The 17,569-nt window shown below is 40.2% G+C and carries 14 protein-coding genes and 1 pseudogene; 10 read left to right on the top strand and 5 right to left on the bottom strand.

The window, feature by feature from the left end; all coding sequences use genetic code 11:
* Positions 1 to 39: 39 nt before the first annotated feature.
* From AC4CUX_RS05990 to ssb, 3 genes are all read left to right on the top strand, one after another.
* Positions 40 to 1,119, top strand: coding sequence for a DUF475 domain-containing protein (locus AC4CUX_RS05990; RefSeq protein ID WP_058870674.1), 1,080 nt, complete (start codon positions 40 to 42; stop codon positions 1,117 to 1,119).
* A 159-nt stretch (positions 1,120 to 1,278) separates the two neighbouring features.
* Positions 1,279 to 2,643 (top strand): MFS transporter, encoded by a 1,365-nt coding sequence (locus AC4CUX_RS05985; RefSeq protein ID WP_279692466.1) that lies wholly within the window; start codon positions 1,279 to 1,281, stop codon positions 2,641 to 2,643.
* 51 nt (positions 2,644 to 2,694) lie between these two features.
* Positions 2,695 to 3,279: a single-stranded DNA-binding protein gene (ssb, locus tag AC4CUX_RS05980; RefSeq protein WP_114836365.1), complete on the top strand. Its 585-nt coding sequence runs from the start codon at positions 2,695 to 2,697 to the stop codon at positions 3,277 to 3,279.
* A gap of 211 nt (positions 3,280 to 3,490) precedes the next feature.
* On the opposite strand, the gene AC4CUX_RS05975 is transcribed toward ssb, so the two are convergent.
* Positions 3,491 to 4,909: an aspartate ammonia-lyase gene (locus AC4CUX_RS05975; protein WP_114836364.1), complete on the bottom strand. Its 1,419-nt coding sequence runs from the start codon at positions 4,907 to 4,909 to the stop codon at positions 3,491 to 3,493.
* Between the two features lie 134 nt (positions 4,910 to 5,043).
* Between AC4CUX_RS05975 and AC4CUX_RS05970 the strand changes: the two genes are divergently transcribed.
* On the top strand, positions 5,044 to 5,934 hold the full coding sequence (locus AC4CUX_RS05970) for a LysR substrate-binding domain-containing protein (protein WP_114836363.1): 891 nt from the start codon (positions 5,044 to 5,046) through the stop codon (positions 5,932 to 5,934).
* A gap of 136 nt (positions 5,935 to 6,070) precedes the next feature.
* Here the strand turns inward: AC4CUX_RS05970 and AC4CUX_RS05965 are convergent, their stop codons facing one another.
* Positions 6,071 to 7,369 carry a dicarboxylate/amino acid:cation symporter gene (locus tag AC4CUX_RS05965; protein ID WP_114836362.1) on the bottom strand — a complete coding sequence of 433 codons (1,299 nt, stop codon included), beginning with the start codon at positions 7,367 to 7,369 and terminating at the stop codon, positions 6,071 to 6,073.
* Positions 7,370 to 8,265: 896 nt separating this feature from the next.
* Between AC4CUX_RS05965 and AC4CUX_RS05960 the strand changes: the two genes are divergently transcribed.
* The 4 genes from AC4CUX_RS05960 to ahpC all read left to right on the top strand — a co-directional run bounded on the left by AC4CUX_RS05960 (position 8,266) and on the right by ahpC (position 11,759).
* Entirely contained in the window at positions 8,266 to 9,258 is a 993-nt protein-coding gene (locus AC4CUX_RS05960) for a DUF1852 domain-containing protein (RefSeq protein ID WP_004978188.1), read from the top strand.
* A gap of 36 nt (positions 9,259 to 9,294) precedes the next feature.
* Positions 9,295 to 10,341, top strand: a complete 1,047-nt coding sequence (locus tag AC4CUX_RS05955) for a methionine synthase (RefSeq protein ID WP_005401562.1) — start codon at positions 9,295 to 9,297, stop codon at positions 10,339 to 10,341.
* Positions 10,342 to 10,425: 84 nt separating this feature from the next.
* The gene (locus tag AC4CUX_RS05950) at positions 10,426 to 10,917 is read left to right on the top strand and encodes a flavin reductase (RefSeq protein ID WP_005401563.1); all 492 of its coding nucleotides are present in this window, start codon (positions 10,426 to 10,428) and stop codon (positions 10,915 to 10,917) included.
* A 278-nt stretch (positions 10,918 to 11,195) separates the two neighbouring features.
* On the top strand, positions 11,196 to 11,759 hold the full coding sequence (gene ahpC, locus AC4CUX_RS05945) for an alkyl hydroperoxide reductase subunit C (protein ID WP_005401564.1): 564 nt from the start codon (positions 11,196 to 11,198) through the stop codon (positions 11,757 to 11,759).
* Positions 11,760 to 11,856: 97 nt separating this feature from the next.
* On the opposite strand, the pseudogene AC4CUX_RS05940 reads toward ahpC, so the two are convergent.
* From AC4CUX_RS05940 to AC4CUX_RS05930, 3 genes and pseudogenes are all read right to left on the bottom strand, one after another.
* Positions 11,857 to 12,780, bottom strand: a pseudogene (locus tag AC4CUX_RS05940) (LysR substrate-binding domain-containing protein).
* Between the two features lie 127 nt (positions 12,781 to 12,907).
* Entirely contained in the window at positions 12,908 to 13,534 is a 627-nt protein-coding gene (ycaC, locus tag AC4CUX_RS05935) for an isochorismate family cysteine hydrolase YcaC (RefSeq protein ID WP_490792619.1), read from the bottom strand.
* A gap of 2 nt (positions 13,535 to 13,536) precedes the next feature.
* Positions 13,537 to 14,565: an IS701 family transposase gene (locus tag AC4CUX_RS05930; protein ID WP_176536921.1), complete on the bottom strand. Its 1,029-nt coding sequence runs from the start codon at positions 14,563 to 14,565 to the stop codon at positions 13,537 to 13,539.
* A gap of 407 nt (positions 14,566 to 14,972) precedes the next feature.
* Between AC4CUX_RS05930 and AC4CUX_RS05925 the strand changes: the two genes are divergently transcribed.
* Positions 14,973 to 15,854, top strand: a complete 882-nt coding sequence (locus AC4CUX_RS05925; RefSeq protein WP_490792233.1) for a pirin family protein — start codon at positions 14,973 to 14,975, stop codon at positions 15,852 to 15,854.
* 414 nt (positions 15,855 to 16,268) lie between these two features.
* A complete protein-coding gene (locus AC4CUX_RS05920; RefSeq protein WP_279692220.1) occupies positions 16,269 to 17,567 on the top strand; it encodes an FAD-dependent oxidoreductase in 1,299 nt (432 codons plus the stop codon).
* Positions 17,568 to 17,569 lie beyond the last annotated feature (2 nt).

The raw sequence follows: 17,569 nt of genomic DNA, 5'->3' as shown, positions 1-17,569 counted from the left end.
TTTTCGTTCATCTCCAAATTTTTTATAGGTCGATCTGTCATGATGAAACATTTTGGTTTCTCTATCATTTTTACGATCGTGTGTCTTGCGTTGTCTGCGTACTGGGGTTTTACCCATGGACCAGAAGCGGGCTTAAAGACCATGTTTACTGCTTTGACCATTACTGCAATTTTAGCGGTGATGGAGGTCTCGTTATCTTTTGATAATGCCGTGGTCAATGCATCTGTGTTACGTGGTTGGGATCATTTCTGGAAAACCTTGTTCCTGACCGTGGGTATTTTAGTCGCTGTATTTGGTATGCGTTTAATCTTCCCTGTCGCAATTGTGGCGGTAACTGCAGATATGGGCTTTGTTGAAGTCGTACAACTGGCTTTGAATGATCCAAAAACCTACTCACAACGTCTGATGGATCATCACCCTGAAATTGCTGCATTTGGTGGTGCATTCTTGTTACTCGTGTTCTTAAACTTCTTCTTAGATGAAGAGAAAGACACGCACTGGTTCCGTTGGTTAGAACGCCGTTTGACCAATTTAGCCAATGTTCCTGCAATGTCAGTCTTCCTTGCACTGATTGCACTTTTGGTGATGGCGGCCAATGTCGATGAAGCCAAACGCCTGGTGGTAACCATGGCGGGAATCTGGGGCATTGTGGTGTATATTGGCGTACAAGTCTTAAGTCATTTGTTGGGTGGTGAACCTGAAGTTGATGAAGACGGCAATGCAGTTACGCATGATGCCAATGGCGCAACCACAGGTGTGGTCAAAGCAGGTATTGGTGGTTTCTTATACCTAGAAGTACTCGATGCATCGTTCAGTTTTGATGGCGTAATTGGCGCGTTTGCGATTACTTCCGATGTTGTGATTATTATGCTGGGTCTCGCGATTGGTGCGATCTTCGTGCGTTCGATGACCATTTACTTGGTAGAGAAAGGGACTTTGGATGCCTATGTCTTCCTTGAGCATGGTGCACACTACGCAATTGGTGCTTTAGCATTCATTATGCTGGCAAGTGGCACAGGTCTACATGTACCAGAAGTCGTCACGGGTTTAATTGGTGTGGCCTTTATTGTTTGGGCTGTTATTGCATCTATTCAATACAAAAAACATCAAGCCGCTTAAAGCAGATTGCTTTAAACCGAAGAAAAGCGCAGCTCTGGCTGCGCTTTTTGTTTTTCAGATCATGAAGGCTTTTATTAAACATAAAATTCATGCCGCTAGTCGGATTGAATAGCCTATAATCTTGATCCAAGATTAATTCAATACAGTCTGTCCTCGTTTATGATGAATGCTTTAGAACGTCGTTCAACTTTTGCCTTAAGCAGTATTTTTGCCTTACGCATGTTGGGTTTGTTCATGATCATCCCTGTATTTTCTGTGGCAGGGCAGACCTATGAATATGCAACGCCTGCGTTGCTCGGTTTGGCTGTGGGGATTTATGGCTTAACACAGGCTATTTTACAGATTCCTTTTAGTTTGATTGCTGACCGTTATAGCCGTAAGCCTTTGGTGGTTTTCGGGCTACTCCTGTTTGCTTTGGGTGGTGCAATTGCAGCGATGTCAGACACCATTTATGGGGTGATTATTGGTCGTGCCATTGCGGGTGGGGGGGCAGTGTCTGCAGTGGTGATGGCACTACTGGCGGATGTGACCCGTGAAGAAAACCGTATGAAAGCCATGGCAACCATGGGCATGAGTATCGGAGTTTCTTTTGCAGTTGCCTTTAGTTTGGGGCCGTGGCTTACCGGTTTAGTGGGTATTTCAGGACTATTCTGGGTAACGACCATCATGGGTTTGGCCGCCATTTCAATGTTGCTGTTGGTTCCAAAAGTTACCCGCCACCATCGAAATTTTGATCAAGGTTATTTGGCTCAGCTCAAACAAGTCTTAAAAATGGGTAATCTGAACCGTCTGCATGTATCAGTGTTTAGCTTACATTTATTGCTAACAGCAATGTTTATTTATGTCCCATCACAGTTGATTGATTTTGCCAAAATTCCACTAAATTCGCATGGCTGGGTGTATTTACCGCTGTTGGTTATTAGCCTATTTTTTGCCTTTCCAAGTATTGTGTTGGCTGAAAAATATCGCAAAATGCGAGGCATCTTTTTAACGGCTATTGGCGGCATTATTTTAGGCTTAGGCATCCTAATTTTTGGCTTTGAGTCGAAGTATATTTTGCTGACAGGTTTGGGCTTATTCTTTATTGCTTTTAACGTCATGGAAGCGTTGCTGCCGTCATGGTTATCGAAAGCTGCGCCGATTCAGTCTAAAGCCACCGCGATGGGCGTAAATGCCAGCAGCCAGTTTTTAGGCGCATTTTTTGGTGGTGTCACAGGTGGTCAGTTGCTGCTGTTAAACAATACAGCCTTGGGCTGGAGCATCCTGACTGGACTAGCGATTGTTTGGTTATTGATTAGTTTTGGCTTGGCACAACCACGCTATCTGTCTTCGATGGTGTTGCGTTTACCTGAGCATAAACAAACGGATGAATGGACTTCACAGCTTTTAGCGATTCGTGGTATTGAAGAGGTCGTGGTGATGTCTGATCAGCAAGTAGCGTATGTAAAAGTCGATAAGCAGCAAATAGATGATGCTACACGACAAGATTTAACGCAGTTGTTGGGGAAAGAGGTAGCCATTTAAGCATAACTCTTATAAAGTAAATAATAGAAATAGATAGGAAGTAAACATCAGATGCGCGGTGTAAATAAAGTTATTTTAGTGGGCACATTAGGCCGAGATCCAGAGACGAAAACTTTTCCAAACGGTGGTTCGTTGACACAGTTTTCAATTGCAACGAGCGACTCTTGGACAGATAAAAGTACAGGTGAGCGTAAAGAGCAAACCGAATGGCACCGTATTGTGTTACACAACCGTCTAGGTGAAATTGCGCAACAATACCTACGTAAAGGTTCGAAAGTTTATATTGAAGGTTCACTGCGTACTCGTCAGTGGACAGATCAAAATGGTCAAGAACGCTACACCACAGAAATTCGTGGTGAGCAAATGCAGATGCTCGACAACAACCGTCAGCAAGGTGAGCAAATGCAAGGCGGAAATGATGGTTATGCACAACCACGTTTCAACAATAACCAAGGTGGTGGTCATAACAATAACAACAACCAAGGCGGTTATGGCGGCAATCCAGCAGCGGGCAATAGCAACAACCAACAAAGTGGTTATGCGAACAATAACCCAAGCGGTTTTGCACCCAAGGCGGCTCCTCAGTCAGCGCCTGCGGCAGCACCAGCAGATATGGATGATGATCTTCCATTCTAAATTGTACAATACTTAATTATTGTATTTATTAAAGAGAAAGAGCTTGATTTATATCAAGTTCTTTTTTTTATGGCTAGGCAAATTTGGTATTTGAAAAACTTTATAAAATAAAAAATGTTCATCTCATGTGAGTGACACAGCATGCTTTTCTTCTCTATAAAAAAGGGACCTCTGATGAGATCCCTTTTTAAAAAGACTAAATGCTAATAAATCATGATAAAGATTGCTGAGGATGAACCATATTTTTGATTGATAGCACATCAGCTAAAAGTTGATCAGACAATAGGTTTTCAGCTTTAATTAAAGCCAATACACTTTGACCAGTTTCATTCGCTTGTTTTGCAATACGAGTCGTTGTTTCATAGCCCAAATATGGGTTGAGTGCAGTAATAATGCCGATTGAATTATCGACATTTGCCTGACAGTGTTCAGCATTGGCATGGATGTTTTCAATACATTTATGTTGGAACATTTGCATAGCTTTACCCAACAAATCGATCGATTCGAACAGTTTAAAAGCAATTAACGGCTCCATCGCATTGAGCTGTAACTGACCTGCTTCGGCCGCCAAAGTAATGGCCAAATCATTTGCAATCACTTGAAAACAAACTAAATTCATTGCTTCTGGAATAACAGGGTTCACTTTGCCAGGCATAATTGAGCTGCCTGGTTGACGCGGTTCTAAATGAATTTCATTCAGACCTGTACGAGGACCACTAGACAGCAAGCGCAGGTCATTGGCAATTTTTGAGAGCTTAGTCGCGGTACGTTTTAAGAAGCTCGATAATAAAACGAAATCGCCCATATCTGAGGTTGCTTCGATTAAATCAGGTGAACTACTGATCTGCTTTTGCGTAATTTCAGACAATGCTGCGATGGCATATTCACGATACTTAACTTCGGTATTGATGCCTGTTCCAATTGCTGTTCCGCCCAAATTTACAACACTTAAAGCAGACGGCATGATGTCATTGAGCTTGTTTAAATCATTTTGTAAGGTATTTGCAAATGCGCCAAATTCTTGACCCAAGGTCATTGGAACGGCATCTTGCAATTGGGTACGACCCATTTTTAAGATATGCGAAAACTCATCTGACTTGTTCTTAAAACTTTGAATTAAATTTTGAAACGGGCTATTCAATTGCTCTATTGCAAAAATTAAACCCACTTTAATTGCTGTTGGATAGACATCATTGGTTGATTGAGACATATTAATATCATTATTTGGATGTAAATATTGATATTCGCCTTTTAAATGCTCTAAATGTTCTAAGCCAATATTAGCCAGTACTTCATTGATATTCATATTGGTGGATGTTCCCGCACCACCTTGAATCATATCAATTGGAAATTGGTCATGATACTTATAATTAATAACTTGTTCACATGCATACTGAATAGCATTGTATTTATTTTCTTCAAGCTTATTGAGTTTAAAATTGGCTTCTGCGCATGCAGCTTTAACCATTGCAAGGGCATTAATAAAAACAGGGAATTGATTGAGTTTATTTGGGCTTAAATTAAAGTTCTCTAAAGCTCTTAAAGTTTGTACGCCATAATAGCAATGAACGGGAATCTCTTTATGCCCTAATAAATCCTTTTCAACGCGTGTGTTAATCTTAATGTTCATTTAAATAGACTCTAATCTCGAATAAATCGATATTAAAGTGCGCACGGTTTTTTTTCTAATGTAAAAATATATTACTACATGCATTTTTTGCATAATAGATTATAATTGATCAAAGGATGAGTGAAGAATGAGTTATGACTTTAGAAATTCGATGGATTGAAGATTTACTTGCATTAGAGCAAGAAAAATCGATATCTCAAGCAGCAGCTCTACGACATGTCACGCAGTCTGCCTTTACGCGCAGAATTCAGAATATTGAAAACTCATTGGGTTTCCAAATTTTGAAAAGATACAGTAAAAATATTGATTTCACAGAAGCAGGCCAGGTTTTACTGGCTTCGGCAAAAAATATACAAAATCAACTCACTACAACAATAAAATATTTAGAAAAGAATGTGAAACATGATGAGTTAACCGTCAAGTTTGCAGTGTCACACTCGCTCATTACCCAGTTTTTCCCCCGCTTTATTCATGAGTTATCGATGGATATGACGGACTTAAAATTGGAAATTGTTGCCTCAAATTTCAAACAGGGCATGCGCTTATTAAAAGATGGTTCGTGTGATTTTTTAATCAGCTATTGCGATCAAAAAACATTAGAACAATTCGATCGTTCTTTGTTCGAATTTCATAAAATTGTTGAAATGGAAATACTCCCGGTGACGGCCTTAGATCATGATGGGACGGCCAAATATTCACTCGATCAGTCTTTTCCTTTGTTGTCTTATAGTAAACAAGCATATTTAAGAAACTGTGTGGATGAAGCGATTGAAAATAAGTTGGATTATAGAACTTTATATGAGACGGATAATGCAGGTGATTTAAAAGAGTTGGTATTACAAGGTTTAGGTGTGGCATGGCTGCCTAAATTATTGGTTGAAAGAGAAATTCAAGAAAATAAATTAAAAGTACTGGACGGTAAGCAGTACTATTTATTTCAAGATGTCTATTTGGTTAAACGTGAAATGTCATTTTCAAATCGAATTAATTATATTTGGAATATTTTGATTCAGAAAAATAAATAATTGAATTTTATTAATTATTTTGGTTAATCGTTTTGAGGTATATTTAAATAATAAATAAGGTGATTTTATGAATAGTAAATAAAGAACTTTTACTTACTATTTAAAAATCACCATTTTATTCTATCTATAAATAATTCTAACTGTTATCGGCCAATTGGTTTACGGGAGGAAGATTGTTCACCATGATACCTTCTTGCTCGGTAAGCTCATCATTATTGCCTTCAGTACGTGCAATTACGGCAGTTGCAATACTATTTCCAATCACATTGGTTGCCGTACGGCCCATATCTAAAAACTGATCAATCGCTAAAATTAATAGAATACCGGCTTCAGGAAGCTTGAACATAGCCAGAGTGGAGGCAATCACCACAATGGATGCCCGTGAAACACCTGCAATCCCTTTACTCGTAATCATGAGGGTAAAGAGTATGAGTGCTTGCTGGGAAAAACTTAAATCAATGTTGTAAGCTTGTGCAATAAATAACACGGCAAATGCCATATACATCATCGAGCCGTCGAGGTTGAAAGAATAACCTAAAGGGAGCACGAAACTGGTAATACGTTTAGGCACACCGAATTTATCCAAAGCTTCCATGGTTTTTGGATAAGCCGATTCACTACTTGCGGTCGCAAATGCCAACATGGTGGGTTCACGCACAATTCGCATCAATCTAAAAATATCTTTTTTCAAGAAGATATAGCCGAAAGCAATCAGGAGAGTCCAAAGCACCAGTAGTCCCACATAGAACTGTCCAATGAAAATACTATAATCGATAATCAGTTTAGGGCCTTGGATGGTAATCGCGGAAGCAATGGCTGCAAAAACGGCGATAGGGGCAAATGCCATGACATAATCTGTAATTCGGAACATCACCTTACAGAGTTCATCAATAATTTTGCCAATGACGGTTACTTCATTTTGATGTTGAACATAGGCCAGTGCGGAGCCAAAGAAAATTGAGAAAACCAAAATCTGTAATATCTCATTATTGGCCATGGCTTCAGCAAAACTACGCGGGAAAATATGCGTAATGAAGCTTTCTAAGCTCAGACTTGTCGCACTGACACCAATATCAACCGCTGTTTGAGGAACGGTGAGATTCATTCCAGCGCCGGGCTGGAATAAATTGGCTAAGCCCATGCCCAGTAAAAGTGAAATAAATGACGCACCAATGAACCAACTCATGGCCTTTAAGGTAATTGATCCCAGCGATGAGGATTTTCCCATCGAGAGCAGACCAGAAACGATTGTTGCAAACACTAAGGGTGCAATAATCATTTTAATTAATCTTAAGAATACATCGGTCACAATTTTAAAATAGGCGGCAAGTTCTGTGGTTTGTGCAGTTGTTAAAGTGCTATGAAAAGCCCAACCAATCAGTATTCCAGAGATCATGGCAATCAGAATATATTTTAGTAATTTCTTCTGCTTCATACTTATCGTTCCTTCTTTAATCTTCTTTTCATCAGCTTTTGGCCTGATGTAGCAAGGCATTGATGACATTCCATGTTGATCAATTTATATAGGCATTGCTTTAGATATTGAGTGCTAAATCGTCGATTGGGGATTTAACTGTGGCAAGTGTTACTTTTTTTTAAAAAAAACGACAATGCAATTTTTAATTCAGTTATGCAAAAAATGCATTAGATGATTCTTTAGTTTTACTTGATATAGGTGAGCTGTTCTTAATATAAAGACCGAATGTTTGTTTTTTTAATTCTGATTGGTGATAGGAAAGATACTACATTTCCTGATTCTGTGAGGAAGAGCCAAGGTCTGAAAGTGAAGCCAAAATTAATGAATGTACGAACTCAAAACCAAGCTTTTGCTCATCATTTTCCCACAGACAAAACCATTGAATTGCCTGTTTTATCTAATATTTTAATAATCAGTTCATGACTTTAAGTTGCTGATATAAATAGATAATTAAAAATAGAGAGGTAGTGTGTTGATGGCGTTGATTTAGCAATATCATGACTTTTCATTGCTCGCGCACGAGGGCTGATGTTTTCATTCTTTCCTTTCGTACATCCACAAAAAATTATCTATGCGCAATTGATTGTTAAAGCGAAAGAATTTCTAAACATGAATTTAGTTCACCTTGGTGTGAGATTAAATCATTTTTATTCATGTGATCATTCAGGTATAAATTAAACCACGCTCTTAACGATAGATCATATTCATCGTTGCTTCTTAGCCTGATGCTCAGAAAAAGCTGAGAAGGCTGGAAAGACGATTTGCTAGAAAGATCCAAAAAGAAAATTGGACCCTCTAGAAAGAGCATGAAAGAAATTCAGTTTTATCGCAGAAATATAGGGTAACAGATCGCCATGAGTACAGAGTTTGCATGTTCAATTAAACGCATTCGTTTTGATGAAAACTATCAACCAGCAGATAACACACGTCTAACGACGAACTTTGCTAACTTGGCGCGTGGTGAAAGCCGTGAGCAGAACCTACGTAATACACTTCGAATGATTAATAATCGTTTCAATGCCTTAGCACAAACAGATAACCCGAATGGTGATCGTTATTCGCTTGAAATTGATATTATTTCTGCAAATTTAGACATTGAGGGGAATGGTCAAACTTTCCCAATTATTGAAATGTTGAAAAGCACGATTAATGATCATCATACTCATCAACGTATTGAAGGCATGATTGGGAATAGCTTCTCATCTTATGTACGTGACTACGATTTTAGCGTAGTGCTGAAAGAACATAATAAAGAGAATTCGACGTCGTATGCACCTGAAGGTTTTGGTGATCTACATGGCAAACTGTATCAATACTTAGTGAACTCAGAGACTTTTAAAGCAGAGTTTAATCAACAGCCTGTGATTTGTTTGAGTGTTTCAACAGCGAAAAAGTATCACCGGACTGCCAATGAGCATCCTGTTTTAGGCGTTGAGTATAAACAAGATGAATATTCACGTACCGATGAGTATTTCCATAAAATGGGCTTACAGGTTCGCTTCTTTATGCCAAAAGGGAGCGCTGCACCTTTAGCATTCTATTTTGCGGGTGATTTACTGCGTGATTACACCGATCTTGAATTGATCAGTGCGATTAGCACCATGGAAACCTTCCAAAAGATTTATCGCCCTGAAATTTACAACGCAAATTCATCAGCGTCCCAAGTTTATCAAGCAAGCCTAGAGTACCCAGATTACTCATTAACACAAATCGTCTATGACCGTGTTGAACGTGGTCAGCTCGCGGTTAAGCAAGGTAAATGGACGGAAGAGAACTTTATTAAGCCTTATCAAGACATCCTTGAACAATGGGCTGCGAATTATACCGTAGACAGCAACGCTGCTTAATTTAACTGAAATAGAATATTGAAATAGAGATTTAAAATGGCCATTTTATTACCAACATCAACTGCGGGCAGCTTACCTAAACCTTCTTGGCTTGCTGAGCCTGAAAAACTTTGGTCACCTTGGAAACTCGAAGGTGAGGCATTACTCGAAGCGAAACAAGATGCTTTACGTTTGTCATTGCAAGAACAACTCCATGCAGGCATTGATATTGTCAGCGATGGCGAGCAAACCCGCCAACATTTTGTCACCACCTTTATTGAACATCTGGATGGCGTTGATTTTGAGAAACGTGAAACGGTTCGTATCCGTAATCGTTATGATGCGAGCGTACCCTCAGTAGTAGGTGCAGTAAGCCGTCAAAAACCAGTGTTTGTGGAAGATGCTAAGTTTTTACGCAGTCAAACAACTCAACCGATTAAATGGGCGCTGCCTGGTCCGATGACCATGATTGACACGCTGTATGATGGTCATTATAAAAGTCGTGAAAAACTGGCTTGGGAATTTGCCAAGATTCTGAATCAAGAAGCGCGTGAGTTAGAAGCTGCTGGTGTCGATATTATTCAGTTCGATGAACCTGCATTTAATGTGTTCTTTGATGAAGTGAATGATTGGGGTGTTGCAACTCTTGAACGAGCACTTGAAGGTCTGAAATGTGAAACTGCGGTTCATATTTGCTATGGCTATGGTATCAAAGCCAATACCGATTGGAAAAAGACCTTGGGTTCAGAGTGGCGTCAATATGAAGAAGCATTCCCTAAACTGCAACAATCTAAAGTTGATATCATCTCACTCGAATGTCAAAACTCGCGTGTACCAATGGATCTGATTGAACTGATTCGCGGTAAAAAAGTCATGGTCGGTGCGATTGATGTGGCAACCAACACTGTTGAAACACCTGAAGAAGTTGCGAATACACTACGTAAAGCACTTCAGTTTGTCGATGCAGATAAACTCTATCCTTCGACCAACTGTGGCATGGCCCCTTTAGCACGTGAAGTCGCACGTGGTAAGCTGAATGCGTTAAGCGCAGGTGCAGAAATTATTCGTAAAGAACTTTCGGCTTCATACGCAGCAAGCGCGTGATGTGAAAGGGCTATCTATTTGATCAGAAATGGGTAGCTTTTATCTGAGTCAAAGCATGTGTCCGTTCTACTGAGGAATAAAATGATGATTGAAGCAACAGACTTTAGAAATGCAATGTCTTTGTTAACCAGTGCAGTGAGTGTCGTAACCACGGCAGGCATGGCTGATCGTCATGGATTCACAGCATCTGCCGTATGCAGTGTGACGGATACACCACCGACATTATTGGTCTGTATGAATAAAGCATCGCGTTCACATGCACATTTTGTCGATAATAAAATCCTAACTGTGAATGTGTTAGGTGCACAACATCAGCATATTTCGAATGTCTTCGCATCTAAAATGACGTCTGAAGAGCGTTTTAAACATGGTGTGTGGACAGAGCTAGAAACGGGCGCACCTGTTTTAAAGGATGCTTTGGTCAATTTTGATTGTGAAATTGATGATATTCAAGAAGTGGGAACACATACGGTTTTTATGTGCCGTATTGTCGCGATTCAACAAAGCCAACATGAGCAAAGTTTGGTTTATTTTAATCGTGCTTATCATCAGGTGGGGCAGACCGAAACGGCTTAAATTCACTTTTTATTGAACATCAAAGCTTTGAAAGGCCCTTCCAAATCATAGATTTTCCACTGCTTGACTCTAGATTTGACTGTATTGAGCTCATTTAAAAAGTCGAAAGGTTTTCATTTAGGTCACAAGATGGTGAAAATCGGGCAACAGTGTCGGGAAATAATAAATCTAAAAATCCGATAAAAATAATAAAAACTTACTGTTTTACCAATTTTTGGTTTGTGCGTATTCTTGCTTCATCACTTAAGCACTCTCACAAATCTTTTGAGGACGAATACATGAGTTTAATCAATACTGAAGTTAAGGCGTTTAATGCAACAGCTTACCAAAATGGTGAATTCATTGAGTTGTCTGAGCAAAACTTGAAAGGTAAATGGTCTGTCGTATTTTTCTATCCTGCTGATTTCACCTTTGTGTGTCCAACAGAATTGGGCGACTTAGCCGATCACTATGCTGAATTTCAAAAACTCGGTGTGGAAATTTACGGTGTATCGACCGATACCCACTTTACCCATAAAGCATGGCACGACACGTCAGATGTGATTGGTAAAATTCAGTATCCATTGATTGGCGATCCAACTTGGACTTTGTCTAAAAACTTTGACGTGCTGATTGAAACAGAAGGTCTCGCAGACCGTGGTACTTTTGTGATTGATCCTGAAGGTAAAATCCAAATTATTGAAATTAATGCTGGCGGTATTGGTCGTGATGCATCTGAACTATTACGCAAAGTGAAAGCAGCACAATATGTGCATGCACACCCAGGCGAAGTATGTCCTGCAAAATGGAAAGAAGGTGAAGCAACGCTTGCACCGTCAATCGACTTGGTTGGTAAAATCTAAGCTGACCTCGATGGTTGCATTGTGTTGAGTCATGAGCATGATGCCTGTAAAAAATCAGCCCAAGTGGCTGATTTTTTATGCGGGATTCTTTTCGGTTCTAGAGATGATAACCCTTGCTGGTGCTGGCAAAGTCTCTTAAACCCTGAATCAAATGCTCAATCAGTTTTTCCATGACCAAACGTTGTCCTTTACGTGAAGCATAGACCAACTGTACGGTTCCAATATTGGAACACCAGTCGGGCAAAATGTGAATGAGGCGACCTGAAGCAATATCTGCCTCTACCGTTAAGTAAGGTAGGCTGGCAATGCCGAGTCCATCTAGAGCCGAATAATACACACCTGCGACATCATTACTTTTGACCCGTGGTTATAAAGGAATCACGATCTGTTCATCACTCTGGGTATGATGCAATATCCATTGATAATCGGACTTTTGTACCCCCAGTGCGAGCGTCGGAAAGTCATTCAGCTCGGTGGCAAATTGAATTTCACGGCCTTGTAGCAGATCAGGACTGGCCACCAAACAATGCGTGGTTTTGACCACATCACGGACCACAATACTCGAGTCTTCATTGGCACTAAAATTGGTCCGAATGGCAAGATCAATGTCATCATGCAAGACATCGACACGACGGCTGGTCAGCTCCATTTCCACTTGGACTTTGGGATATTGTTTTAAAAAAAGATTGAGTAAGTTTCGTACTTGATAGCGCATCATCACAGAAGGGCAGCTGATCTTGATTAAACCTTGCGGTTCACTTTTCTGTTTCAGTAAAACATTGTGTGCACTTTCGACTTGCTGAATGATTTGACGACATTCTTCAAACAGCTCTTGTCCCAAGGGGGTGACTTTAAAATGTCGTGTTGAACGCTGAATCAGGGTCACGTTGTACTTGGCTTCAAGGTCTAAAATGCGGCGACTAAGCTTAGACTTAGTGATGTTCGAGGCATCACTTGCAGCACTGAAACCGCCGTGCTTGACCACAAGATAAAAATAATAATAGTCGTCAAATGAATGCATGATGGGTTCAAGCCTGTATTGATTTTTGACCGAAGGCAGTCTGTGATGGATGATCTGATACTGTATCATCGCTAACGATTGCGCACGACAAAAAAGCGATCCGAAGATCGCTTTTGCTCAGGTTGAATTATTTCTGCGCTGTATTTTTGCTATAGCTTTGAATTAGGTTTTTATAGTCTGGAATATGCGCTGCAAAGAGTGAACCGAGGCCTTCAATATCATTACGCCAGTCGCGGTGTAATTCGCAAGCTGCACCAAACCATGACATTAGCTGTGCGCCTGCCTGAGACATGCGATCCCATGCTGCATCACGGGTGATGGGGTTAAAGGTTCCCGATGCATCGGTAATCACAAAGACATCAAACTCTTCTTCTAGTGCTGATAGTGCAGGGAAGGCCACACAGACTTCAGTTACTACACCCGCAATAATCAATTGTTTTTTACCTGTGGCTTTTACGGCTTGAACAAAGTCTTCATTTTCCCATGCATTGATTTGCCCTGGGCGTGCAATATAGGGTGCATCGGGGAACATTTCGACCAATTCAGGGACCAAAGGACCGTTTGGACCCTCTTCAAAACTGGTGGTCAGAATGGTGGGAAGATTAAAATATTTCGCGGCAGCAGCCAGTGCGAGTACGTTATTTTTAAATTTGTCAGGGTCAATGTCACGGACCAGTGAAAGGAGACCCGCTTGGTGGTCAACCAAAAGAACCGCTGCATTATCTTTATCTAAACGAATATAGGACTTACGCAGTATTATTTATAGATTCTCTGTGGTAGCAGATGATTTTTATCGAGAATAAAGTCATCAATGAAGTTTTTGATCATTGGTCTAAATAACTTCTTCTGCCAACGATATACATTTTCAAAGATCCGCTCAAACTGGTTCTTTTGTATCTCAACGTAGGCCATCAAGGCTGAAAAAATATGATTCGAAATCAGTTTAGATCGTCTTACTTGAAACTTTTCAATATGACAAACCTGTTTAATCACTCGGTGATATTGTTCTATTTTCCAATGACTTGAATGTAATTCATGAAAACCCTCAAAGGACAATAAATCATCTTCATCTTGATGCACAATATAAAACCTCTGCTGTTCTTTTAACTGAGTCTTAAATAATTGTACAAAGCCAAAATCTTTGAGCCAGACCACTTGACCCTGATGGAAATTCGGCAATAAACGCAGTTGAAACCATTGTCCTTTTTCTGGGGAAACCTTACGGTTACAGTCGATACCAAACATAAATCGAATACCATATTTTCTTATGGTTTTTAGATTTGCAGTCGATGAATACCAACTATCACCTGTAATAAATTGAATCTTTGCACCCCAACTGAGTACTTCACTTAACATATCCATAAAGTAATCATTCTTGGTTTTACTTTCAGATTTGTCATAAATTCGGAAATTAATTGGAATATTTTGACCATTTTGATCTGTCGCATACAAGGTAATGAGATTAATACCCTTGACGGATCGGTGGTGTTTGCCTGACCAAAAATAGCTAACCAAGTCCATATGCTGACTATACGGTTTATCTAAAACAGTATCATCAATACTGACTATAAGTTTATTATTATCAATATGTTGAATTGCTTCTTGATATAGGTCGTGAGGTGTGTAGTCTTCACGCTCTAGAAAGCGATTTACACTATCATGCGAGATGTTATAAGTCTCGGCAAGTTGTGTGCAGCTAATAGAGTTCGGTTCTGTCATGAGAAAGCCCATATAAATGGGTAGTGTACAAGTTGCTGTAGAAGCATTTTTAATTCGTCTGATCACAGATACTTTATAAAGTATTTTAATACTTTTTTGAATCCGTCAATGCGTAAGTCCTAGAATATAAGGTTTCGCCATTTTTCTGTCCTCGTTGTGATTATCAGTCGAGTCTCAAGGCAATCAGTAAGAAGGTTACGGCCTTGAGCTTGAACATCATCATAGGTAGGAAAATGAGACAATAAAATAAGCCAAACGAGATGCTTAATCTTAAAAATAGGAAAATTTGAGCAAAAATATGTCATAAAAATAAAGAATGGCTTTGTTTTTAAATTGGTTTTTATGTAGGTGAGATAATTTTAACGAGATTGTCCTATTCGTGTGATTGTGTGTACTAGCACAGTGCTATAAGACGGCTGAGGAAAGGGGTAGTATAGATTGCATATTCATCCTATCGATATAGGAGTTCCAAGATGAAAAAAGTAATCGGTGTTTATCGTAATCAAGACATGCATTGGGTGGGTGATGGTTTTCCTGTCAAAAACCTCTTTTTATATGACCGCTTAGGACAAGCGATTAGTCCGTTTCTACTTTTGGACTATGCTGCACCTTACAAATTTGATCCAACCACATCGCAACGTGGTGTGGGTTCACACCCGCATCGTGGCTTTGAAACAGTCACCATCGCCTATAGCGGTGAAGTGACACACAAAGACTCTAGCGGCGGCGGTGGTACCATTAATACTGGTGATGTACAGTGGATGACTGCGGGTTCTGGTGTGGTGCATGAAGAGTTTCATTCTCCAGCCTTTGCTGAGCATGGTGGCCTGTTTGAAATGGTACAACTTTGGGTGAATTTGCCAGCCAAAGACAAAATGACCACACCGCGTTATCAAGCCTTGACCGTGGCAGATATCCCGCGCATCGAAATGGATGATAATGTTGGACATATACGCGTGATTGCGGGTGAGTTTGGTGGTCATCATGGCCCTGCTCAAACGTATAGTCCCGTCAATGTTTGGGATGGTGAATTAAAAGCAGAGTATGAAACTTTTATCCATGTGCCCGTCACGCATAACACGATTGTGGTGGTGCTCAGTGGTGAAGTGCTGATTAATTGCACGCAAAAAGTGGTGGATAGTTCCATTGTGATGTTTGCTCAAGATGGCAAAGCTGCAATTCAACTACAAGCGCTGCAAGACACTAAATTCTTGGTGTTGACCGGTGAACCACTTAGTGAGCCAATTCAAGGTTATGGTCCATTTGTGATGAATAGCAAAGCGGAAATTGTGCAAGCTTTTGATGATTTTAATCGTGGCAAGTTTGGTGAAATCCCTGTTGCTGTGGTGGACTAAAATCTTGTCGCTAAAAAGAAGAAATCCCTACTCGGTCAAGGGTAGGGATTTTTTAGGCGCTGTAGTCTTCTTATTTTGCATAGTTGGTCATGAATTATTATGTGATGTAATTATCTTTTTTATGCGAGGCGCATATTAGCGCTTTTTCGCTGGTTTGTAAAACAGATGTTATAAAAATAGTTAATTTATATACTTTGTTTTTAAAGGGTTTATATTTTTTTTTAAAATAAAATGCATAAAAAACCTGTGTTTATTTAAGTGGCTTTTTAGTGTAATGAAATGTAATTTAAGCAAATATCGTTCTACCAGTGCGGCACATGAAAAAATGTGATTCTGGTATTTTTTAATAGCCCTATTTTTTCGACATTGGGTCATAATTTCAGTCAATATAAGTCAGACTGACGGATCATAATTTTGGATATTGCAGTTATTGGTAGCGGCATGGCCGGTCTTGCTACCGCAAGAATTCTAAAGGATGCTGGGCATAATATTACTATTTTCGAAGCACTGACTGGGCGAGGGATGGATAGCCACAGTACAGAGTTTGAAGGTGGTCTGATTGATGCTCCGTTACGTGTCATGAACCCACACTTATGGAAAAACACCTTAAGTCTTGCGACTTATTTAGGCATCAAAACGTATCCAGTACGCACCTACATGGCATGTAGTTGGTTGTTTGAAGACCGTACAGAAACATGGCTAACCACTACCCGTAGTCGCATTGGCAATTTCCCAATTATCAATAACCGTAAAGGCCTGCAGCAGTATGGATGGCGCTTGGTTAAAGGTATGTTGCAGCTTAAAACCGCGATTGCTAAATTCTTCAAATCTAAAGATCAAGACATTACCTTGGCTGAATTTATCAACCAGCATGACATTGAAGAAGTGTTTTGGCATGGCGCAGTGATGCCTGTGCTCTACACCATCTGTACCTGTAATCCAAAAACCATTGGCGAATGGCCAGCGAAACCGCTGTTGATCTTTTTACGTCAGTTGACGGATGGCGATGCTTTATTGCGTATACAAGGGGGAACACCTGCCTTGGTCGATAAATTGATTGAAAACATCAATATCCAAAGCGGATCGGCTATTAGCAAAGTCACTGAACAAGGTGACAAGGTTTTGGTTGAAAATAATAAGGGCGAACAGCAACTGTTTGACCGTGTGGTGGTGGCAACGCCAACCACAAAAATTGAAGAGTTTTTAGATCCTGTTCAGTTTGCAGATGATATTGCGCTGTTAAAGCAGTTCCGTTTTGAGCAAGGTCAGCTGGTGATCCATACTGATCCTTCCGTGATGCCGCCTAAGCGTAAAGACTGGTCGGTGCTGAGCTATATGATGGACCGTAAGTTTACCCGTCAACAGTTCACGGTTTGGCTCAATTCAGTCGAACCGAGTCTGGTTGGTAAAAATGCCGTGTTCCAAACGTGGCAGCCTGTGACCGAGATTGACCCGAAAAAAGTAATTTCAACTGTAACTTTGACCCGTGCGGTGGTGGACTCGCAAACGGTGGCTTTGAATAAAGAGTTACAACAACACCATAAGAGTGCAAACCGAAAAGTCTTCTTCTGTGGTTCATGGTCGTGCGATGGTCTGCCTATTTTAGAGTCTGCCGTCACTTCAGCAATGCATATTGCAGAAATTTTCGATGCACCATTGCCGTTTGTTGGATTAAAACCTAAAGTTGAGGTTGCCCCACAACTCGGCTACTAAAG

It is taken from the genome of Acinetobacter sp. 231_lipA (genome assembly GCF_058243005.1).
Note: the sequence above shows the minus strand (reverse complement) of the source record. Positions and strands in the feature narration are given on the sequence as shown.